The sequence below is a fragment of the Halomonas koreensis genome (assembly GCF_031451675.1).
In the GTDB taxonomy this organism is placed as follows: domain Bacteria; phylum Pseudomonadota; class Gammaproteobacteria; order Pseudomonadales; family Halomonadaceae; genus Halomonas; species Halomonas koreensis.
Genome location: NZ_JARWAK010000001.1, coordinates 52285 through 73411, shown reverse-complemented (window position 1 = coordinate 73411; position 21127 = coordinate 52285). Strand labels below are relative to the sequence as shown.

Sequence of the window (21127 nt, the reverse complement as noted above, 5' to 3'; positions counted from 1 at the left end):
CGCAGGCCGGGCGAGACGCACAGGAGATGGCCGCGCGCCCGGGCTCGACGGCCCGGGGCGCGCGGTGCTGGCTCAGCGCGCCGGCACCGCCGGCGCAGCATCGCCCGCGGCCGGGCGACGCTTCCACCAGCCGGCCAGCAGCGAGCCGGAAACGTTGTGCCACACCGAGAACAGCGCGCCGGGCAGCGCCGCCGTGGCGTTGAAGAACTGGCTGGCGAGCGCCACGGCCAGTCCCGAGTTCTGCAGCCCCACCTCGAAGGCGATGGTGCGCGCGGTGCGCTCATCGAAGCGCAGCGCCTTCGCCAGGCCATAGCCGCCGGCCAGGCCGACCGCGTTGTGCGCCACCACCGCCAGGGCGACGATCGGCCCGAGGGTCGCCAGACGCTCGGCGTTGAGCGCCACCACGATGGCGATGATCACCACGATGGCCAGCATGGCCAGGCTCGCCAGCGCCGGCTCGACCCGGGCGATGCGCTCGCCCAGCCAATGATTGACGATCACCCCGATGACGATGGGGGCCACCACCAGCTGGGCGATGCTGCTCAGCATGCCCGCCACCGGCACCTCGACGCTCTCGCCGACCAGCAGCAGGCTGAGCAGCGGCGTGGCCGCCACCGAAAGCAGCGTCGAGACCATGGTCATCGACACCGACAGCGCCACCCGGCCGCCGGCCAGCCAGGTCATGACATTGGAGGAGGTGCCGCCGGCGGTGGCACCGACCAGCACCATGCCGATGGTCAGGGCATCGGAGAGCCCCAGCAGCCGCGAGATCGCCAGCGCCGCCACCGGCATGATCAGGAACTGCAGCGCCACGCCCACGGCGATCGGCGCCGGCGACTTGACCACCCGGGCGAAGTCGGCCCGGGTCAGCGTCAGGCCCATGGCGAACATGATGATCACCAGCAGTGTCTTGATGCTGCCGGCCAGGCCGGTGAAGAACTGCGGTTGGAAAGCGGCCAGCGCGGCCAGCAGCACCGCCCAGACGGGGAAGAGCCGGTTGAAGCGCTCGAAGCATGACATGGCGTATCCTTACGTCGTTGGTTGTCGGGAGCCGTCGTCGGCGAGTGATCGGGGGGACGGGCACCGCCCGCCCCTCCGCGCCACCGCCGCGTCCATTCGGGGGCGATGACGCGGGCGTCGGCCCGCCGGGCAGGCCGACAGGCCACGGCGATCACGGTGGGTTCCAGCACGATCATTAGCAGGAGACTATAAAACCCGGCCCAAGGCCACCGCCCGACGGGGCGGTGGCTCGGCTTGCTGCCCGGCGCAACCGATACCGGCCGGCGAGCCCTGCCGGCATGCCGCTAGTCACGCCCCCGCGCCGCCAGCAGGCGCTGCATGGCCGGCGTCGGCGCCTCGAGCTTCTCGTGGCGCCGGCTGGCGGCATAGCTGTCGTTGAAGGCGTCGAAGTAGTCGTCGAGCCGGCCCGCAGCCTCGCCGTCGCCGGCCTGGCGCAGCAGCTCGGCGGCCACCTCGGCGGTACACAGGTGGGCGGCGGAGGCCGGCTTGCGCAGCCGGTAGCGAGTCAGCCGCTCGGTGGCCAGGGGCAGCACCGGCAGCTCGGCCAGGTAGGGGCTCTTGCGGAAGATCCGTCGCGCCTGGCGCCAGGTGCCGTCGAGGATGATAAAGACCGGAATCCGGCCCTCCCCCTGTCGCTCGGCCACGGCGTCCATGCCCACCACCCGGTGGGCATAGTCCTCGTGGTCGTCGGGAAAGATCACGAAGGGCGCGTAGCGATCGTCGGCGAGCAGGGCAAGCAGCCCGGCGTCCGGCGCCGTGCGATACCAGGTGAAGACCCGGGTGTCCGGCAGGATGTCGCGGATCAGCCGGCCGGTGTTGGTCGGCTTGTAGTGCTCCAGGGGATGGGTCAGCAACCAGACCCGGGCCCGGCTCTCGGCTTCGACCCGGAAGGGGCACAGGCAGTTCAGCGCCGGGAGGTTGCAGCCCTCGCAGCGCCGCACGAAGCTGCCACGCGCCTTGAACTCGCGGCGCGGCGGTCGGGGGTGCCCGGTGGCCGGGTCGCGGGTGATATCGTCGTCGGGGCTGTGGGGCGTGGAATCCGGCATGGGGGCGGCTGGTCGGCGATTCGGGGTGGCACACTCTAGCACAGCTCAGCGTTCCCGCCTCATTCGTCCCTCCCTCTTCGCTCTTCCGTCTTTCCTTCTCAGCCCTCGGCCAGCGCCTCCGGCACCCACAGCCGCCCCTCGCGCTGCCAGTGGCGGGCCAGCGCCGGGACGCCCTCGCCGGCCGGGCGGGCCAGCCGCGTCACACCGGGCGGCGCCAGGTCCCGGGCCTCGGGGTCGACCAGCACGCAGGGCGCCTCCAGGGGAGCCTGGTCGAGCAGCGCCGCGGCCGGCATCACCGCCAGCGAGGTGCCCACCACCAGCAGCAGGTCGGCCTCGGCGACGAGCTCGCAGGCCTCCGGGTAGCGCGGCACGGCCTCGCCGAACCACACCACGTCGGGGCGCAGCTGGCCTCCCTTGTCGCAGACGTCGCCCAGGGCGATGCCGCCCCGGGGCAACGGGTAGCGCAGCCGCGGGTCCACGGTGGAGCGCGCCTGGAGGATCTCGCCGTGCAGGTGCAGCACCCGGCGCGAGCCGGCCCGCTCGTGCAGGTCGTCGATGTTCTGGGTGACGATGCTGACCCGGAAGCCGCGCTTCTCCAGCCGGGCCAGGGCCTTGTGGGCGGGGTTGGGGCGCGCCCGGCGCACCTGGTCGCGGCGCGCGTCGTAGAAGCGCAGCACCCGCTCGGGGTCGCGATGCCAGGCCTCGGGCGTGGCGACCGCCTCGACGGGATGGTCGGCCCACAGGCCGTCGGCGGCGCGGAAGGTCTGGATGCCGCTCTCGGCGCTGATGCCGGCGCCGGTCAGCACCACCAGGTGGGGGCGGTCGGCCTCGGCCATGCTCACCTCGGCGGGTTGTAGGGTCAGTACACCAGGCCGTTGTCCGCGGTCGCCTCGAAGCGCTGCTTGTTGCGATAGGGGTAGACGTCGATCACCCGGCCGTCGCGGATGGCCTGTTGCAGCCCCTGCCAGTAGTCGGCGTCGAACAGCTCCGGATGCAGCTGGTAGAACAGCTTGCGCAGCCGCACGTCGGCGAACAGGAAGGGGCCGAACTCCTCGGGGAAAATATCATTGGGCCCCACCGAGTACCAGGGCTCGTCGGCCAGCTCCTGCTCGGGATACAGCGGCTCGGGGATGTGGCGGAAGTGGCACTCGGTCAGGTAGCAGATCTCGTCGTAGTCGTAGAAGATCACCCGGCCGTGGCGGGTCACCCCGAAGTTCTTGAGCAGCATGTCGCCGGGGAAGATGTTGGCGGCGGCGAGCTGCTTGATGGCGTTGCCGTAGTCCTTGAGCACCGCCCGGGTCTCGGCCTCGTCGCAGTCCTCCAGATAGAGGTTGAGGGGCGTCATCATGCGCTCGGTGTAGCAGTGCTCGATCAGCACCTTGTCGCCGCGCAGGTGCACCGAGGAGGGCGCCACCTCCAGCAGGTGCGCCAGGCACTCGGGATCGAAGTGGTCCTTGCGGGCGATGAAGTTGGAGAACTCCTGGGTGTCCGCCATGCGCCCCACCCGGTCGTGGCGCTTGACCAGCCGGTACTTGTCGCGCACGTTCTCGCGGCTCATCTGCTTGGTGGGGTCGAAGCGGTCCTTGATGATCTTGAACACCGTGCGGAAGGACGGCAGCACGAACACCGCCATGACCATGCCGCGCACCCCGGGGGCGATGATGAACCGGTCCTCGCGCTTGGCGACCTGGCGGTTGAGGGCGCGGAAGAACTCGGTCTTGCCGTGCTTGTAGAAGCCGATGGCGGCATACAGCTCGCCCTGGGGCTTGTCGGGCATCAGCTCCTGGAGGTAGGCGACGAACTCGCTGGGCACCACCACCTTGACCTGGAAGTAGGCGCGGGTGAAGGAGAAGATGATCGACACCTCGTCGGCCTCGATCAGCACCGTGTCCAGGTGCAGCCCCTGGCCTTCCTCGTGGAGGACGGGCAGCACCAGCGGCACCTGCTCGCCGCCGCCGCGGATGCATCCCACCAGGTAGGCGCCCTTGTTGCGGTAGAAGACGCTCTTGATCAGCTCGATCTCGGCGCCGGCATCGTCGAGGATCGCCGGCGGCAGCTGGCGCCGCAGGAAGTCCGCGCCGAGCTCGACGTCCCGGTCGAGGTCGACGAAGGGCGTCGCGAAGGCGGCCTCGGCCAGGGCCCAGCGCAGCGCCTGCGCCCAGTCGCCGGCCACCTCCCGGCGCCGACACAGCCGAAGCCCCGAGTGGTGGGCGGCGCAGGGGCGCGAGCTGTAGACGAACATCCAGTCGTTGCGAATGTGGCGATGGTGGAACAGCGAGCAGAACATCGAGTTGAAGAAGGTCTCGGCCAGCTCGTAGTCCAGGCGCTGGTCGATCAGCTCGGCGTAGTGGCGGCGTGCCTCCCGCCAGCACTCGCAGTGGACCAGGACATCGTCGTCGAAGGTGCGCCGCAGGCGGTCGAGGGTGGCGCCGACCTTCTCATCATACAGGTCGATGCGCTCCGCCGAGGCCTGCTGGGCCTCGCGCCAGGCGGCGTCGCGAAAGCGCCGGCTGGCATCGGCGGTGATCTCCTTGAATCGCGAGCGATACTCGTCGAAGCCATGCAGGATGGTGGCGGCGAGCCGATAGGCGGGCGAGAGCTTCATGACGACCTCCGGTCAGCGGAAGCCTCCAGCTTGGCCGACATCGGCCGCCGGCGCGAGACGACGAAGGTGGCGCGCCCGGTAGCGGGACGACAGGCGTGGTGACATCCGCTCCCCGGGCGGCGACAATGTGCGCCCTCGACGCCACGCCGGGACGCCCCATGACGGACTCGCTGCCCATCCTGTATCAGGACGACCACCTGGTCGCCGTGCACAAGCCGGCCGGCCTGCTGGTCCATCGCACGGCCCTGGCCCGCGGGGAGCGCCACTTCCTGCTGCAGACCCTGCGCGACCAGCTCGGCCGGCGCGTCTATCCGGTGCATCGCCTGGATCGCCCCACCTCGGGGCTGATGGTCCTGGCCCTGACGCCTGAGGCGGCGTCGCGCCTGGCCGAGACCTTCGAACGGCAGCGGGTGGCGAAGCGCTACCTGGCGGTGGTGCGCGGCACCGGGCCGGAGGCCGAGCGCCTGGACTACGCCCTGCGCGACGAGGACGGACGCCGCCCCAAGGCCGAGATGCCGGCCCGGGAGGCGATCACCGAGGTGCGCCGCCTGGACAGCGTGGAGCTGCCGGTGCGCGTCGATCGCTACCCCAGCAGCCGTTACTCGCTGATGGAGGCCCGCCCGCTGACCGGGCGCCGGCACCAGATCCGCCGCCACCTGTCCCGGCGCGGCTACCCGATCATCGGCGACGCCAAGCACGGCAAGGGCGTCCATAACCGCTTCTTCGCCGAGCGCCTGGCCTGCCCGCGGCTGCTGCTGGCGGCGGTGGGCCTGGCCTTCGACCACCCGGCGGACGGCCGGCGCCTGTCGCTGGAGTGCGCCCTGGACGGCCCCATGACCCAGCTCTTCCAGCAGTTCGGCTGGGCCGGCCACCTCCCCGGGCGGCGGCCCGCCGCCGCTCCCGCTTTAGCCTGACCGAGGACGCAGACGACGCCCATGACCGACGCCCCTTCCCCCGCGACGCTCGACACCGACGACCATGCGCTGCGCTTCGGCGGCATTCGCCGGCTCTACGGCGCCCGCGCCCTGGCCCGCTTCCGCGAGGCTCACGTGGTGGTGGCGGGCGTCGGGGGCGTGGGCAGCTGGGCGGTGGAGGCGCTGGCCCGCTCCGGCATCGGCCGGCTGACCCTGATCGACCTGGACGACGTCTGCGTGTCCAACGTCAATCGCCAGCTGCATGCCCTGGACGGCACCATCGGCCGCCCCAAGGTGGAGGTGCTCGCCGAGCGCTGCCGGGCCATCCAGCCGGGCATCGAGGTGGTGGCCGACACCGCCTTCGTGACGCCGACCAACCTCGCCGAGCGGCTGCCGGCGGACGCCGACCACCTGATCGACGCCATCGACAGCGTGATCGCCAAGGCCGCGCTGATCGCCTGGTGCAAGCGACGCAAGCTGCCGCTCACCGTCACCGGGGCGGCCGGCGGCCAGACCGACCCCACCCGCATCCGGGTGGCCGACCTGACGCGCACCGAGCACGACCCGCTGCTGGCCAAGGTGCGCGCCCGGCTGCGCCGGGATCATGGCTTCTCGCGCAACCCGAAGCGACGCTTCTCGGTGGAGTGCGTCTATTCCGACGAGCAGCTCGTCTATCCCGGCGCCGACGGCGAGGTCTGCCACCAGAAGCCCGGGGCCGGCGAGGCCACGCGCCTGGACTGCGCCTCGGGTTTCGGCGCGGCGACCTTCGTCACCGGCAGCTTCGGCTTCACGGCGGCCTCGCGCACCCTGGCCCGCCTGGCCCGCGACGCCGCCCCGTCCCCCTGATTCCCGGAGGCCTTCCATGGAAGACCATCGTCCCGTTCCCGGCATCTACCGCCACTACAAGGGCCCCCTCTACGAGGTGATCGGCGTGGCCCACCACAGCGAGACCGAGGAGCCGCTGGTGGCCTATCGCGCCCTCTACGGCGACTACGGCCTCTGGGTGCGGCCGCTCGGCATGTTCATGGAGACCGTCGAGGTGCAGGGCGAGCCGCTGCCCCGCTTCGCCCTGGAGAAGGCCTTTTCCTGACCCCGAACGCAGGAAAGGCGCCCCGAGGGGCGCCTTTCCGGAAGCGGCCGAAGCCCGGGCGGCGGCGATTCACTCCGCCGCGCTCATCTGCTTCTGCAGGTAGTTCTCGAGGCCCACGGTGGCGATCAGGCCGAGCTCGGTCTCGAGCTTGTCGATGTGCTCTTCCTCGTCGGCCAGGATGTCACGCAGCAGGTCGCGGGTAACGTAGTCCTGCACCGACTCGCAGTAGGCGATGGCCTCGATGTAGTCGTCGCGCCCCTGCTTCTCGAGCCGCAGGTCGCACTCGAGCATCTCCTTGGTATCCTCGCCGATCAGCAGCTTGCCGTAGTCCTGCAGGTTGGGCACGCCCTCGAGGAAGAGGATCCGCTCGATCAGCTTGTCGGCGTGCTTCATCTCGTCGATGGACTCGTCGTACTCGAGCTTGCCGAGCGCCGCCAGGCCCCAGTCCTGGAACATCTTGGCGTGCAGGTAGTACTGGTTGATCGCCACCAGCTCGTTGCCGAGCGCGGAGTTGAGGTACTCGATGACCTTCTTGTCACCTTTCATGGTATCACCCCATTGCTGTCGTCAGGTCCATACTTCAGCTTGGCACGCCAATGGGCGTGCCGCCACGGTTACCCGGCAGTCTAGGGGATATCAGGAAAAGTTCAAATAAATCAATTATTTGATAACGCCAAAAGAAACGATAGCGATTGCCATCACACGGCGTAGGCGAGATCCTGGTTGGCCATGGCCAGCTCTTCCTGGATGGCCTCGCGGGTGATGCCCTTGCCCATGCCGGCGCACTTGCCGCACTGGGTGCCGCACCCCGTCTCGCGCTGGACCTCGCGCCAGCTGCGGGCGCCGTCCTCGACGCTGCGACGGATCTCCTTGTCGTTCACACCCTTGCACAGACACACATACATGAGGTCACCTCGCGCTGTTCATGCAGATGAATGTAAATGATTCGCAAGGGCTATCGCAAGCATAGTCTGAGAAAATTTCTCATCTGGGTTAGCGATCGCTGATATCGCCGCCAGCGAAGGCCGCCGGGGCGCACGTCCCTCAGGGCCTGCGCTTCGCCGCCTTGGGCAGCACCACCACCCGGGTGCCCGAGGCGATGTCCGCCCAGCTGCGTCGCTCGGCATCGAACAGCACCCAGAGGTGTCCCAGGCCCAGCGGCAGGAAGGACAGCGCCCCCACCAGGAAGCGCATCAGGCTCTGCAGCAGGGTGATCGAATGGCCCTGGGGCGTCTGCACCCGCAGCCGCCAGGCCTGCATGCCCAGCGTCATGCCGCCGCGGGTCCAAAAATAGGCGAAGAACCCCCAGGCGGCGAGCGCCAGCAGCAGGCGCAGCGACAGCACCTGGCCGGCGCCGAGGCCCACCGCCTCCGGCGGCAGGCCGATCACCAGGCGGCTCACCGCCACATGGGCCGCGGCGATCAGGATCCAGATCGCCAGCAGCAGCAGGCCGTCGTAGAGCATGGCGCCCAGGCGCCGGCCCAGGCCGGCCGGCCAGGTGTCGTCGAGGTGGTCGAAGCGTCGAGGCATGGCGGTCTCCGGTAGGGTCAGCCGGTGCGGCGCAGCAGGTAGAGTCCCAGGCCGGCACACAGCAGGGTGGGCACCAGCACCGCCCAGGCGGGCGAGAAGCCGAACAGCGTGGAGGCCGGCCCCAGCAGGTCCTGCAGGTACTTGAACACCAGCCCCGTGACCACGCCGTAGAAGACCCGGGTGCCGGCGGCCACGCTGCGCAGCGGGCCGAACACGAAGGAGGCCGCCACCAGCACCAGCGAGGCCATGGTCAGCGGCATCAGCACCTTCTGCCAGAAATAGATCAGCGGCTGGGTGGCGTCCTGACCCCGGGCCTGCAGGTGGCGGGCATAGGCCCACAACTCGCTGGGCGCCTGGGTCTCCACCTCGCGCAGCAGGCGATCCAGGCTCTGCGGGGTCAGCGAGGTCTGCCAGGGGCGGGTGGCCTGGCGGGTGGCGACGCTGCGCCCGTCCTCGAAGCGGGTCACCGCCACGCCTTCCAGCACCCAGCCGCCGTCGCGCCAGACCGCACGCCGGGCGCTCAGCGCCTCACGCAGCCGATGGTCCTCGAAGCGGTAGCGGGTCAGGTCCAGCACCACCTGGTCGGCACGGATCGCGCCGAAGCGATAGAAGTCGTCGCCCTCGCGCTGCCAGCCACCCCGCTGGGTCAGCACGGCATCCTCCCCCTGCATCTTTTCCAGCCGCCAGGCGCTGGCGAACTGCTCGGTGCGTGGACTGACGAACTCGGCCACCAGCAGCACCACGGCGATCACCAGGATGATCGGCTTCATCACCCCCCACAGGATGCGGGTCAGCGAGCGGCCGGCGGCGCGCATCACGGTCAGCTCGTTGCTCGAGGCCATGCTGCCGAGCCCGATCAGGGCGCCGATCAGCACCCCCACCGGGGCATACTGGTAGAAGCGCCAGGGCAGCCGCAGCACCAGGTAGAACAGCACCTGCAGGGCGCCATAGTCGCCCTCCACGTCGCCCAGGTCGTTGATGTAGGTGATCACCAGGTCGAGCCCCAGCAGCACCACCTGCACCACCAGGATGGCGCCCAGGATGTGTCGGGCGATATAGCGGTCGAGGCGGTCGGCGATCATCCGCTCATCCCCTTGCGCTGCGCCCGCAGCGTCATCGCCAGGCCGATGGCCAGGAAGGCCACGTGGATCGGCCACATGCCCAGCCAGGCCGGCCAACCGCCGCGGGCGATGCCGTCCAGGGCGGCCAGCAGCAGGCTGAGGTAGGCCACGTAGAGGAAGATCGCCGGCAGCAGCTTGGCGAAGCGCCCCTGGCGCGGGTTGACCCGGGACAGCGGCATGGCCAGCAGGGTCAGGATGAAGACCATCACCGGCAGGCCCAGGCGCCACTGCCACTGGGCGCGGGCCGCGGGATCGTCGGCGTCCAGCAGGGCCGGGGTGGTGGCGAACTCCGGGTCGCCGGGGTCGAGGCGCTCCCCGGCCCGGGACAGGCGCACCGCATAGGTGCCGAACTCGAGGCGCTCGGCCTGGGCGCGCCCGGGGTCGACGCTGTAGCGCTCGCCGTCGTCGAGCACCAGGAAGCGGCTGCCGGTCTCGGGATCGACGGTCTGGTAGCCGGCCGCGGCGCGGGTCACGACCGTGGAGGGGGTGCCGTCCGTGCGGCGCTGGCGCTCGCTGATAAAGACCTCCTGCATGCGGCTCTGGTCATCCGTCAGCGCCTCGGTATAGGCGATCCGCCCGCCGCCGAAGTCCTGGAAGCGGCCCGGGGTGAGCGCCGAGAAGTCCAGCTGGCTGCGCTGCTCCTCGAGCATGACCTCGTTGTGCAGGGCCCCCGCCGGCGTCAGCCAGAGGCTGCACAGCCCGACCAGCACGGCGACCACGGTGGCGGGCACCAGGCTCACCTGCAGCAGGCGGTTGGGGCTGGTGCCGCAGGCCACCAGCACGGTGATCTCGCTGTTGAGGTACAGCTGGCCGTAGGCCAGCAGGATGCCCAGGAAGAAGGCCAGCGGCAGGATCAGCTCGAGAAAGCCGGGCAGATGAAAGAGCATCAGGGTGCCGAGGATATCGAGAGGGATCTCGCCCTCGGCGGCGTTGGAGAAGTAGCGGATGAAGCGGCTGCCCATGATCACCAGCAGCAGCACGCCGGCCACGGCGGCCATGGTCTGCAGGATCTCGCGGGTCAGGTAGCGGAATATGATCAACGTCGTCTCCCGGCCCGGGGCCCTCCGGCCCGGCCATCTTCCATGCAATGAGGCGTGGTCCCCGGCGCCCCTCGCCGTCGCGTCCCCGGTCGGCGCGGTGTGAAGTCCGGCGGGCTCCTGGGGTACACTGGAACGACTCGGCAACGTGCCGGCATTATCCAGAATCCCCCACCGCTTGTCTTGTGGAGACACCATGGAATTCCCAGTTCAGACGGCCAATCCCGCCAAGGTCGAGACGGCCTGCCTCGTGGTACCGGTGTTCAAGGATGGCGACCTGCTGCCCGCCGCCGCCAAGCTCGATGACGCCAGCGAGCGGCTGATCGGCCAGCTGATCGAGCGTGAGGACTTCGACGCCAAGCTGGGCAACGTCCAGATGATTCCCTTCGCCCCGGGGCTCAACGCCGATCGCCTGCTGCTGGTGGGCCTGGGCACCCGGGAGAAGTGCCAGGAAGGCGCCTTCCGCAAGGCCGTGGACGCCGCCTTCACCGCCCTGGCGGCCCTGCCGGCCGACGACGCCGCGGCGGCCTTCACCGACGTGCCGGTCCCCGATCGCGACTGCGACTGGAAGGCCCGCCTGGTGGCCGAGGCGGCCCACCGCGCCGTCTATCGGTTCACCGAGTTCAAGTCCGAGCCCGGCCCCCGGCCGCGGCTCGAGCGGGTGACCCTGCTGGTCAGCGAGGGCGGCAACGCCGAGGCGGCCCGCGAGGGCGCGCGGATCGGCGACGGCATCGGCCAGGGCATCAACGCCACCCGCACCCTGGGCAACCTGCCCGGCAACGTCTGCACCCCGCGCTACCTGGCCGAACGCGCCGAGCGCCTGGCCGCCGAGTCCGACGGTGCGCTGACCGCCGAGATCCTCGACGAGGCCGCCCTGGAGGCCCTGGGCGCCCATTCGCTGCTCTCCGTGGGCCGCGGCAGCGAGGAGCCCTCGCGGCTGATCGTCATGAAGTACCAGGGCGCCGAAGACCCGGACGAGGCTCCCCATGTGCTGGTCGGCAAGGGCATCACCTTCGATGCCGGCGGCATCTCGCTCAAGCCCGGCGAGGGCATGGACGAGATGAAGTTCGACATGTGCGGCGCGGCCAGCGTGTTCGGCGCCGTCACCTCGGTGCTGGCCATCCGTCCCAAGGTCAACCTGGTGGCCATCGTCGCCAGCGCCGAGAACATGCCCGACGGCCGCGCCACCAAGCCCGGCGACATCCTCAGGACCCTCAAGGGCCTGTCGGTGGAGGTGCTCAACACCGACGCCGAGGGCCGCCTGGTGCTGTGTGACGCCCTGACCTACGCCGAGCGCTTCGAACCGGCCAGCGTGGTGGACGTCGCCACCCTCACCGGCGCCGCCATCATCGCCCTGGGCCACCACGCCACCGGCCTGCTGTCCAACGACGACGACCTGGCGCTGGACCTGCTCGACGCCGGCGAGACCGCCTGGGACCGCGCCTGGCACCTGCCTCTGTGGGACGAGTACCAGGAGCAGCTGGACTCCAACTTCGCCGACCTGGCCAACATCGGCGGCCGCCCGGCGGGCACCATCACCGCCGGCTGCTTCCTCTCGCGCTTCGCCGACCGGTTCCCCTGGGCGCACCTGGACATCGCCGGCACCGCCTGGCACTCCGGCAAGCAGAAGGGCGCCACCGGCCGGCCGGTCGGGCTGCTCACCCAGTACCTGCTGGACCGCGAGGCCGACAGCCGCGTCGAGACCGGCGACGAGGGCTGACGGGGCCGTGCCGCGCCCGGGCTTGCCTTTTGGGCGCGGTGACTTTTTCATGTGAAGCAACGACTCTCATGCACCGGGCCGGTCGCGGCCCGGTGATCCTGTTCTCGTAGCGGGGCGCCGGGATGCGCCCCGGATGAAGCGGAGACCCAGCCGTGTCCACCGAACGCTTTTCCATGAAGCCCTCCACCCAAGCCACGGCGGCCCCGATCCGTGACGATATCCTGCGCGATCCCGGATTCGGCCGCTATTTCACCGACCACATGGCTCATGTGCGCTGGACCCTCGACGCCGGCTGGCACGGCCACGAGGTGCGCCCCTACGGCCCGCTGACCGTGGATCCGGCCGCCGCCGTGCTGCACTACGGCCAGGAGATCTTCGAGGGCGTAAAGGCCTATCGCCACGCCGACGGCTCGGTGTGGACCTTCCGCCCCGAGAAGAACGCCGAGCGCTTCCGCCGCAGCGCCCGCCGCCTGGCGCTGCCGGAGCTCTCCGACGAGGACTTCATCGATTCCCTGAAGGCCCTGCTGGCCCAGGACCACGCCTGGGTGCCGACCCCGGCCGACGAGGCCGACGAGTCGAGCCTCTACCTGCGCCCGTTCATGATCGCCAGCGAGACCTTCCTCGGCGTGCGCCCGTCCCACGAGGTCGACTACTACGTCATCGCCTCGCCGGCCGCGGCCTACTTCCAGGGCGGCATCAAGCCGGTGTCGATCTGGCTGTCCTCGCACTACAAGCGCGCCGCCCCCGGGGGCACCGGCTTCGCCAAGTGCGGCGGCAACTACGCCGCCTCCCTGGCCGCCCAGAAGGAGGCCGCGGCCCACGAATGCAGCCAGGTGGCTTTCCTCGACGCCGTGGAGAACAAGTGGGTCGAGGAACTGGGCGGCATGAACCTGTTCTTCGTCTATCGCGACGGCCGTATCGTCACCCCGCGCCTCACCGACACCATCCTCGAGGGCGTGACCCGCGACTCGGTGCTGACCCTGGCCCGCGATGAGGGCCTGAGTCCCGAGGAGCGGCCGATCAGCATCGACGAGTGGCGCGAGGGCGCGGCCTCCGGCGAGATCGTCGAGGTCTTCGCCTGCGGCACCGCCGCGGTGATCACCCCGGTGGGCGAGCTGGTCACCGAGGACGGCAGCATCCGCCTGGCCGCCGAGGGCGACAACGAGATCGCCAAGCGCCTGCGCACCCGCCTGCTCGACCTGCAGTACGGGCGCAGCGAAGACAAGCACGGCTGGCTGACCCGCCTGGCCTGAATGCGACACCCCCGGGCCGTCGCCCGGGGCCCTTCCCCAACGGGACACCGCAACATGACCTCAGTGATGATCATCACCGGCGCCGGGCGCGGCATCGGGGCGTCCACGGCCCGGCTCGCGGCGCGCCGGGGCTACGCCGTGGCGATCAACTATCGCCGCGACCATCGGGCCGCCGAGGCCCTGGTCGACGAGATCCGCGAGTCGGGGGGACAGGCCCTCGCCGTCCAGGCCGATGCCGCCGACGAGGCCGGCATTCGCACCCTGTTCGAGACCGTCGACGCCGAGCTGGGGCGGCCGGACGTGCTGGTCAACAACGCCGGCATGGTGGACGTCAACTGCCGGGTCGAGGACATGGACGCCGCCCGGATCGAGCGCATGCTGCGCGTCAACGTGACGGGGCCGCTGCTCTGCGCCCGGGAGGCGGTGAAACGCATGTCGACTCGCCGCGGCGGTCGGGGCGGCGCCATCGTCAACGTTTCCTCCGCCGCCGCGCGCCTGGGCGGGGCCGACGAGTACGTCGACTACGCCGCCTCCAAGGGCGCCATCGACAGCGTCACCCGCGGCCTGGCCCGCGAGGTCGCCGACGAGGGCATTCGCGTCAACGGCGTGCGCCCCGGCGTGATCCGCACGTCGCTGCATGCCGGCGCGGACAACCCCGACAAGGTCGAGGCCGCCGCCGAGCGCATCCCCCTGGGCCGCGTCGGCGAACCCGAGGAGATCGCCTCGGCCATCCTGTGGCTGGCCGAGTCCGGCTTCTCGACCGGCGCCATCCTCGACATCGACGGAGGCGTCTGACGGCGCCATGACCCGCATCGACTTCTACATCCTCCCCGAGACCACCCTGGACGCGCGGCTGGCCTTCGCCTGCCGGCTCGCCGAGACCATCGCCCGCAAGGGCTACCGGCTGCACCTGCACGCCGAGGACGAGGCCATGGCCCGGGAGCTCGACGACCGGCTATGGACCTTCCGCCCCGACGCCTACCTGCCCCATGCCCTGCTGGGCAGCGAGCAGGCCGATAGCGTGCCGGTGACCCTCGGCTGGGAGGAGCCGCCGCCCGGCGACGCCGGCGTGCAGGCGATGCTCAACCTGCACCCGGAGATCCCCGAGTGGTTCTCGCGCTTCGAGCGGGTCGCCGAGATCATCAACCAGCACCAGGCGGTGCTGACCGCCAAGCGGCGCTGCTGGCAGACCTACAAGAAACGGGGCTATCCGGTCACGCCCCACCATCTGCGCGCCGGCGGCTGACACCTGGGCAATCTCGGGGGCCCGCCGCTCGGGGCTGATCCGTCGACAGGTCCCGAAGCGCCGGACCGACGAGGGGGCGCTGTGAACCCAGCCCTGGGCCTACTTTTGCCCTGCTGCGCTCTCGCGTCCTGCTCCGCTTGCAGGGCCGGTGCTGGCCATCCCTGGCCAGCTCGTTCGGAGGAGTCCTCCTCCCCCCCCTGGCAAAAGCCCCCTCTACGACCTGTCCCCGGCGCCCCTCGCCACGATCGAGTGGCCATCTCCGCGCCCATGACGCCGACCGGCCCCTCGGGCTATAATCGACCCCATTTTTCGCGTCCCGCACCGACGAGCCGAACGGCTCGCCGTGCCACGTCGTCGCCACCTCCTTCGACCCGGAAGACTCCATGGACAAGACCTACCAACCCGAGCAGATCGAATCCCGCTGGTACGAGCGCTGGGAAGCCGACAACCGCTTCGCCCCCTCGGGCGAGGGCGAGCCCTACTCGATCATGATCCCGCCGCCCAACGTCACCGGCAGCCTGCACATGGGCCATGCCTTCCAGGACACCATCATGGACACCCTGACGCGCTGGCGGCGCATGCAGGGGCGCAACACCCTGTGGCAGGTGGGCACCGATCACGCCGGCATCGCCACCCAGATGCTGGTGGAGCGCAAGGTCGCGGCCGAGGAGGGCAAGAGCCGCCACGACCTGGGCCGCGAGGCGTTCATCGACAAGGTCTGGGAGTGGAAGCACGAATCCGGCGGCCACATCACCCGCCAGCTGCGGCGGATGGGCGCCAGCGTCGACTGGTCCCGCGAGCGCTTCACCATGGACGACGGCTTCTACCAGGCGGTGCAGGAAGTCTTCGTGCGCCTCTTCGAGGAGGACCTGATCTACCGCGGCAAGCGGCTGGTCAACTGGGACCCGACCCTGCACACCGCCATCTCCGACCTGGAGGTCGAGAACAAGGAGCAGCAGGGCCAGTTCTGGCACTTCCGCTACCCGCTGGCCGACGGCGTGACCACCGACGCCGGCGAGGACCACCTGGTCGTCGCCACCACCCGCCCGGAGACCCTGCTCGGCGACAGCGCCGTGGCGGTCAACCCGGAGGATCCGCGCTACGCCTCCCTGGTCGGCAAGTACGTTACGCTGCCGCTGGTCGGCCGTCGCATCCCGGTGGTGGCCGACGAGCACGCCGACATGGACAAGGGCTCCGGCTGCGTGAAGATCACCCCGGCCCATGACTTCAACGACTACGAGGTCGGCAAGCGCTGCGACCTGCCGCTGATCAACGTCTTCTCCAAGGACGCCGCCGTCCTCGAGGCCGCCGAGGCCTTCGACCTCCAGGGCCGGCCGCTGGCCGAGATCGACACCGCGCTGCCCGCCGCCTACGCCGGCCTGGGCCGCTTCGAGGCCCGCGAGCGCATCGTCGCCGACATGGACGCCGCCGGCCTGCTGGCCAGGACCGAGACGGTCAACAACACCCTGCCCTATGGCGATCGCTCCGGCGACGTCATCGAGCCGCTGCTCACCGACCAGTGGTTCGTGGCCGTCGAGGAGCTGGCCAAGCCGGCCATCGCCGCCGTCGAGAACGGCGACATCGAGTTCGTGCCCAAGAACTACGAGAACATGTACTTCGCCTGGATGCGCGACCTCCAGGACTGGTGCATCTCCCGCCAGCTGTGGTGGGGCCACCGCATCCCGGCCTGGTACGACGAGAGCGGCAACGTCTACGTGGCGCGCACCGAGGCCGAGGCCCGGGAGAAGCACGGCCTGGCCGCCGACGTCGCCCTGACTCAGGACGAGGACGTCCTCGACACCTGGTTCAGCTCCGGGCTGTGGACCTTCGGCACCCTGGGCTGGCCCGAGCAAACGCCGGAACTCGAGACCTTCCACCCCTCCAGCGTGCTGGTCACCGGCTTCGACATCATCTTCTTCTGGGTCGCCCGGATGATCATGCTGACCCTGAAGTTCACCGGCCAGGTGCCCTTCAAGCAGGTCTACGTGCACGGCCTGGTGCGCGACGCCCATGGCCAGAAGATGTCCAAGTCCAAGGGCAATGTGCTCGACCCCATCGACCTGATCGACGGCATCGACCTGGAGACCCTGGTCGACAAGCGCACCGGCAACATGATGCAGCCGCAGAAGGCCAAGGCCATCGCCAAGGCCACCCGCGGCGAGTTCCCGGAGGGCATCGAGCCCCACGGCACCGACGCCCTGCGCTACACCTTCCTGTCCCAGGCCACCACCGGCCGCGACATCAAGTTCGACATGGGGCGCCTCGACGGCTACCGCAACTTCTGCAACAAGCTGTGGAACGCCTCGCGCTACGTGCTGATGAACGCCGAGGGCCAGGACTGCGGCAGCGCCGGTGGCGAGGTCGAGCTGTCGCTGGCCGACCGCTGGATCGTCTCCCAGCTGCAGAAGACCGAGGCCCAGGTCACCAGGGCGATGGAGGAGTTCCGCTTCGACCACGCCTCCCAGGCGCTCTACGACTTCGTGTGGAACGAGTACTGCGACTGGTACCTGGAGCTCTCCAAGCCGGTGCTGTGGGACGAGGCGGCCTCCGAGGCCGCCAAGCGCGGCACCCGCCGCACCCTGGTGCGGGTGCTCGAGGCCGTGCTGCGCCTGGCGCACCCGATGATGCCCTACATCAGCGAGGAGATCTGGCAGCGCGTCGCCCCGCTGGCCGGCGCCGAGGGCGAGTCGGTGATGACCCAGCCCTGGCCGCTGGCCGACGAGGCGCTGATCGACGAGGGCGCCACCCGCGACATCGAGTGGCTCAAGGGCGTGATCGTGGCGGTGCGCAACATCCGCGCCGAGATGAACATCGCCCCCGGCAAGCCGCTGGAGGTGCTGCTGACCAAGGGAGGCGCGGCCGACCGCGAGCGCCTGGAGGCCAACCGGCTGTTCCTCTCCAAGCTGGCCAAGCTCGACGGCGTCACCTGGCTCGACGACCCCGAGCAGGCGCCGCTGGCGGCCACCCAGCTGGTCGGCGAGATGGAGGTGCTGGTGCCGATGGCCGGGCTGATCGACAAGGACGCCGAGCTCGCCCGCCTGGCCAAGGAGATCGACAAGCAGGACAAGCTGATCGGCGGTATCGAGAAGAAGCTCGGCAACGAGAGCTTCGTGGCCAAGGCCCCCGAGGCGGTGGTGCAGAAGGAGCGCGACAAGCTGGCGGATTATACGGCCGCCCGCAAGGTGCTGGTCGAACAGCGCGACAAGATCGCCGCGCTCTAGGCCGAGCCTCCCTTCCGGGATCGCCGGAAGCACAAGGGCCCGCCTGTCTCAGGCGGGCCCTTGTCGTAGCGGCGGAGGCGAACGCGTCAGTTGGCGCGTCGGAAGCCACCCAACACCCGCTGGTCCGGGCCGAAGAACACCAGCCGGTCGTGGTCGATCAGGTAGCGGTAGGCGTCGTCGAGCATGGCGGTCATGCGCTCGGATTGCTCCATGTGCGGACAGGCCATCATGGTCGAGGCCAGCCGGCCGAACTCGATGCGGTTGTCCGGCCCCAGTTCGACCCGGCCATGGAAGCGGTTGCAGCCGTCATGGCCGCTGACCCGGCCGTCCGGGGCGATCTCGAAGAAGGGCGTGGTCGGCAGGTCCAGGCGCTCGCTGGTGCCCACCAGCAGCAGGTTCCAGCGCGGCCCGACCACCGGGCCGGACAGGGCATCGCCGGGCTCGCTCACCGGCGCGGGGCCGGCGGCGCAGCCGGCCAGCAGCAGGATCAGCAGCAGGGAGAGGGCATGGCGTCGCATCGCGATCATGGCGGTCGTCCTTGAGGCGGTGAATGGGTCCCGCCAAGCTTGCCCCAGGCCCGCCTTTCGGACAATGCTGTAAGCACTATCATCGACAAGGAAGACGACCATGCTCAATGCCTTACACAACGACCCGCTGGGCAAGCTGATCCTGCGGCTCGCCGTGGGCGGGCTGATGCTGTTCCACGGGGTGTCCAAGCTGCTCAACCCCGGCTCCATCGACTGGATCGGCGGGCTGCTGCAGGGCTACGGCCTGCCGGCCGTGCTGGCCTACGGGGTGCTGATCGGCGAGTTGCTCGCGCCGATCATGGCCATCGTCGGCTGGCAGACCCGCCTGGCCGGCCTGCTGATGGCCGGCAACATGCTGGTGGCCTTCCTGCTGGTGCATACCGGCCAGGTCTTCATGCTCAACGACAACGGCGGCTGGGAACTGGAGCTGCAGGGCCTGTTCTTCTTCGGCGCCCTGGCGCTGATCTTCCTCGGCGGCGGCCGCATGGCGGTCCGCCCCGACTGACCCCAGGCCGCTTCAAGACGTCGCCGCCGGCGGTCGCCCCGCCGGCGGCGACGGACGCCTCACGCCTTGCCCCTCACTCTTCCCTTCATGCCTCACGGCATCCATCGGCCGGCGGGCTTCACCAGGTGCCGGTATTCTCCATCGACGCCCAGGGCTCCTTGGGCGGCAGCGGCTCGCCGGCCTGCAGCAGCTCGACGGAGATGCCGTCCGGGCTCCTGACGAAGGCCATGTGGCCATCCCGGGGCGGGCGATTGATGGTCACGTCATGGGCCTGGAGGTGCTCGCAGAGCGCATAGATGTCGTCCACCCGATAGGCGAGGTGGCCGAAGTTGCGCCCCCCAGTGTAGGTCTCGGGATCCCAGTTCCAGGTCAGCTCGAGTTCCGGCGCCTGGAGCTCCGTGGAGCGTGCCTCGTCCTCGGGAGCGGCGAGATAGACCAGGGTGAAACGCCCCTTCTCGCTCTCCTTGCGGCGCACTTCCCGTAGCCCCAGCAGGTCACAGTAGAAATGCAGCGAGGCCTCCAGGTCACTGACCCGGACCATGGTGTGCAGGTATTGCATGAAACTCTCCTTCTTCACAGGACAACCCGGCGTCGGCATCCTGGCAGGAACCCGCCGAGCTGCCAACGCGAGCACGATACATGAGCCACTACTGTGACCTGGCCCCGGAGCATCCGTTTCACGGGCCCTACCATGACCACGAGTACGGTTTCCCGGTCGAGGGGGACGACGCGCTCTTCGAGCGCCTGGTGCTTGAGATCAACCAGGCCGGCCTGTCGTGGCTGACGGTGCTCAAGAAGCGCGCGGCCTTCCGCGCGGCCTTCGACGACTTCGTCATCGACCGCGTGGCCGCCTACGGCGATGCCGACCGGGCCCGGCTGCTGGCGGACGCGGGCATCATCCGCAACCGCCGCAAGGTGGACGCCGCCATCCACAACGCCGGCGTGGTCCAGGGGCTCCAGGCCGAACACGGCAGCTTCCGGGCTTGGCTCGAGGCCCATCATCCGCGCCCCCACGAGGACTGGGTCACGCTGTTCCGGCGAACCTTCCGCTTCACCGGGCCCGAGATCGTCGGCGAGTTCCTGATGAGCACCGGCTACCTGCCCGGCGCCCACCGCGAGGACTGCCCGGTGCAGGCCCGCATCCTGGCCGCCGGCCCCCCCTGGGCGCGGGCGGCGGCCCCGACTGCCTGACGGACGGTCTCCCGGAGGATTCCCGCAGATGGACTCCCTGACACAGGCCGCCCTGGGGGCGGCGATCGGCGGCACCCTGCTGGGGCGTCGCCTGGGGCGCAAGGCGGTGCTGCTCGGCGCCGCCCTCGGCACCCTGCCCGACCTGGACGTGCTGATCGACTACGGCGATGCCGTGGCCAACGTCACCCGCCACCGCGGCTTCAGCCACTCGCTGTTCGTGCTGGCCGGGCTCGCCGCGGCGCTGACGCTGCTGGCGACACGGCTGGCCCGAGCCCGGGACATCGGCTGGCCCCGCTGGGCGGCCTTCTTCTTCCTCTGCCTGCTCACGCATCCGCTGCTGGACGCGTTGACCACCTACGGCACCCAGCTGTGGTGGCCGCTGGACGTGCGCCCCGCCGCCTGGCCCCTGGTGTTCATCATCGACCCGCTCTACTCGCTGCCGCTGCTGGTCGGCATCGCCACCGCCCTGGCCACCGGCAACGGGCGCCGCGGCCCCGCCTGGGGGCTGGTGATCTCGTGCCTCTACCTGACCCTGGCGCTGGGCGCCAAGACCCTGGTCGGCGAGCGGCTCGCACCGGTGCTGGCCGAGCATGGCCTGGCCGAGGCACCGCGGCTGCTCCAGCCCACGCCCTTCAACATCCTGCTGTGGCGCGCCACCGTGGTGGAAGGCGACCGGGTGCACGAGGCCGTGATCGGCGTGTTCGACGGCGAGCATCGCCCGGCGCTGGAGACCTATCGGCGCGGCGCCGACCTGGCCCCGGCGGCCCGGGCCCTGCCCGCCGGACGGCGGCTGGCCTGGTTCGCGGGCCCCTTCCTGCGCTACGAGCGCCGCCTCCACGACGGCCGGGAAAGCCTGGTGGTCACCGACCTGCGCCTGGGCTTTCCCGGCTTTCATCCCTTCCGCTACCGCCTGGCGACCCGGCGCGGCGGCGACTGGCAGCCGCTGCCGGCCACCGAGCGGCTGGGCAGCGCCCGGGACGACAATCGCCAGGCCCTGGCGCGCCTGGGCCGGCGCATCCTGTCGCCGGCGCCGACGCTCTGCACCAGCCGGTTCGTGTCCCGGGAGTGGCGCCTGCGGGCCCCCGCCGCCTGCCGGTGAGC

Annotated in this window: 22 protein-coding genes; 11 read left to right on the top strand and 11 right to left on the bottom strand. The window is 70.3% G+C overall.

All coding sequences use genetic code 11. The features are described 5' to 3' along the window. Positions 1-72 precede the first annotated feature (72 nt). From QC818_RS00330 to aceK, 4 genes are all read right to left on the bottom strand, one after another. Positions 73-1020 carry a bile acid:sodium symporter family protein gene (locus QC818_RS00330; RefSeq protein ID WP_309650833.1) on the bottom strand — a complete coding sequence of 316 codons (948 nt, stop codon included), beginning with the start codon at positions 1018-1020 and terminating at the stop codon, positions 73-75. Between the two features lie 284 nt (positions 1021-1304). Next, on the bottom strand, positions 1305-2066 hold the full coding sequence (locus tag QC818_RS00325) for a tRNA-uridine aminocarboxypropyltransferase (protein ID WP_309650832.1): 762 nt from the start codon (positions 2064-2066) through the stop codon (positions 1305-1307). 98 nt (positions 2067-2164) lie between these two features. After that, on the bottom strand, positions 2165-2902 hold the full coding sequence (locus tag QC818_RS00320) for an SIR2 family NAD-dependent protein deacylase (protein ID WP_309650831.1): 738 nt from the start codon (positions 2900-2902) through the stop codon (positions 2165-2167). A 23-nt stretch (positions 2903-2925) separates the two neighbouring features. Continuing rightward, positions 2926-4671, bottom strand: coding sequence for a bifunctional isocitrate dehydrogenase kinase/phosphatase (gene aceK / locus QC818_RS00315; protein ID WP_309650830.1), 1746 nt, complete (start codon positions 4669-4671; stop codon positions 2926-2928). Positions 4672-4829: 158 nt separating this feature from the next. Between aceK and QC818_RS00310 the strand changes: the two genes are divergently transcribed. From QC818_RS00310 to QC818_RS00300, 3 genes are read left to right on the top strand one after another with little or no spacing between them, the layout of a single operon-like run. Further along, complete coding sequence (locus QC818_RS00310; RefSeq protein ID WP_309650829.1) at positions 4830-5585, top strand: pseudouridine synthase; 756 nt, start codon at positions 4830-4832, stop codon at positions 5583-5585. A 21-nt stretch (positions 5586-5606) separates the two neighbouring features. Further along, positions 5607-6431, top strand: coding sequence for a tRNA cyclic N6-threonylcarbamoyladenosine(37) synthase TcdA (gene tcdA / locus QC818_RS00305; RefSeq protein ID WP_309650828.1), 825 nt, complete (start codon positions 5607-5609; stop codon positions 6429-6431). Positions 6432-6447: 16 nt separating this feature from the next. Further along, entirely contained in the window at positions 6448-6675 is a 228-nt protein-coding gene (locus QC818_RS00300; RefSeq protein ID WP_309650827.1) for a DUF1653 domain-containing protein, read from the top strand. A 69-nt stretch (positions 6676-6744) separates the two neighbouring features. Here QC818_RS00300 and bfr read toward each other — a convergent pair whose 3' ends face one another. The 5 genes from bfr to lptF form a co-directional block, all read right to left on the bottom strand. Beyond that, positions 6745-7221: a bacterioferritin gene (gene bfr / locus QC818_RS00295; RefSeq protein ID WP_309650826.1), complete on the bottom strand. Its 477-nt coding sequence runs from the start codon at positions 7219-7221 to the stop codon at positions 6745-6747. A 152-nt stretch (positions 7222-7373) separates the two neighbouring features. After that, complete coding sequence (locus QC818_RS00290) at positions 7374-7580, bottom strand: (2Fe-2S)-binding protein (RefSeq protein ID WP_309650825.1); 207 nt, start codon at positions 7578-7580, stop codon at positions 7374-7376. Between the two features lie 139 nt (positions 7581-7719). Further along, positions 7720-8205, bottom strand: a complete 486-nt coding sequence (locus QC818_RS00285; RefSeq protein ID WP_309650824.1) for an RDD family protein — start codon at positions 8203-8205, stop codon at positions 7720-7722. Positions 8206-8222: 17 nt separating this feature from the next. Continuing rightward, entirely contained in the window at positions 8223-9287 is a 1065-nt protein-coding gene (lptG, locus tag QC818_RS00280; protein WP_309650823.1) for an LPS export ABC transporter permease LptG, read from the bottom strand. After that, positions 9284-10366: an LPS export ABC transporter permease LptF gene (lptF, locus tag QC818_RS00275; protein WP_309650822.1), complete on the bottom strand. Its 1083-nt coding sequence runs from the start codon at positions 10364-10366 to the stop codon at positions 9284-9286. The genes lptG and lptF overlap by 4 nt, the downstream gene beginning before the upstream one ends. A gap of 193 nt (positions 10367-10559) precedes the next feature. Between lptF and QC818_RS00270 the strand changes: the two genes are divergently transcribed. From QC818_RS00270 to QC818_RS00250, 5 genes are all read left to right on the top strand, one after another. After that, a complete protein-coding gene (locus QC818_RS00270) occupies positions 10560-12083 on the top strand; it encodes a leucyl aminopeptidase (protein ID WP_309650821.1) in 1524 nt (507 codons plus the stop codon). A 173-nt stretch (positions 12084-12256) separates the two neighbouring features. Next, complete coding sequence (locus QC818_RS00265) at positions 12257-13336, top strand: branched-chain amino acid aminotransferase (protein ID WP_309651183.1); 1080 nt, start codon at positions 12257-12259, stop codon at positions 13334-13336. Between the two features lie 54 nt (positions 13337-13390). Beyond that, positions 13391-14131 carry an SDR family oxidoreductase gene (locus QC818_RS00260; RefSeq protein WP_309650820.1) on the top strand — a complete coding sequence of 247 codons (741 nt, stop codon included), beginning with the start codon at positions 13391-13393 and terminating at the stop codon, positions 14129-14131. Between the two features lie 7 nt (positions 14132-14138). After that, a complete protein-coding gene (locus tag QC818_RS00255; protein WP_309650819.1) occupies positions 14139-14582 on the top strand; it encodes a DNA polymerase III subunit chi in 444 nt (147 codons plus the stop codon). A gap of 383 nt (positions 14583-14965) precedes the next feature. Then, positions 14966-17803 carry a valine--tRNA ligase gene (locus QC818_RS00250; protein WP_309650818.1) on the top strand — a complete coding sequence of 946 codons (2838 nt, stop codon included), beginning with the start codon at positions 14966-14968 and terminating at the stop codon, positions 17801-17803. A gap of 86 nt (positions 17804-17889) precedes the next feature. Here QC818_RS00250 and QC818_RS00245 read toward each other — a convergent pair whose 3' ends face one another. After that, entirely contained in the window at positions 17890-18330 is a 441-nt protein-coding gene (locus QC818_RS00245; RefSeq protein WP_309650817.1) for an META domain-containing protein, read from the bottom strand. A gap of 100 nt (positions 18331-18430) precedes the next feature. Here QC818_RS00245 and QC818_RS00240 point away from each other — a divergent pair, with 100 nt between their 5' ends. After that, a complete protein-coding gene (locus QC818_RS00240) occupies positions 18431-18835 on the top strand; it encodes a DoxX family protein (protein WP_309650816.1) in 405 nt (134 codons plus the stop codon). Between the two features lie 118 nt (positions 18836-18953). On the opposite strand, the gene QC818_RS00235 is transcribed toward QC818_RS00240, so the two are convergent. Continuing rightward, positions 18954-19394, bottom strand: coding sequence for a VOC family protein (locus QC818_RS00235; RefSeq protein WP_309650815.1), 441 nt, complete (start codon positions 19392-19394; stop codon positions 18954-18956). 80 nt (positions 19395-19474) lie between these two features. Between QC818_RS00235 and QC818_RS00230 the strand changes: the two genes are divergently transcribed. Together QC818_RS00230 and QC818_RS00225 are read left to right on the top strand one after the other, a co-directional pair. Next, on the top strand, positions 19475-20026 hold the full coding sequence (locus QC818_RS00230) for a DNA-3-methyladenine glycosylase I (RefSeq protein ID WP_309650814.1): 552 nt from the start codon (positions 19475-19477) through the stop codon (positions 20024-20026). A gap of 28 nt (positions 20027-20054) precedes the next feature. Continuing rightward, on the top strand, positions 20055-21125 hold the full coding sequence (locus tag QC818_RS00225; RefSeq protein ID WP_309650813.1) for a metal-dependent hydrolase: 1071 nt from the start codon (positions 20055-20057) through the stop codon (positions 21123-21125). Positions 21126-21127: the final 2 nt, after the last annotated feature.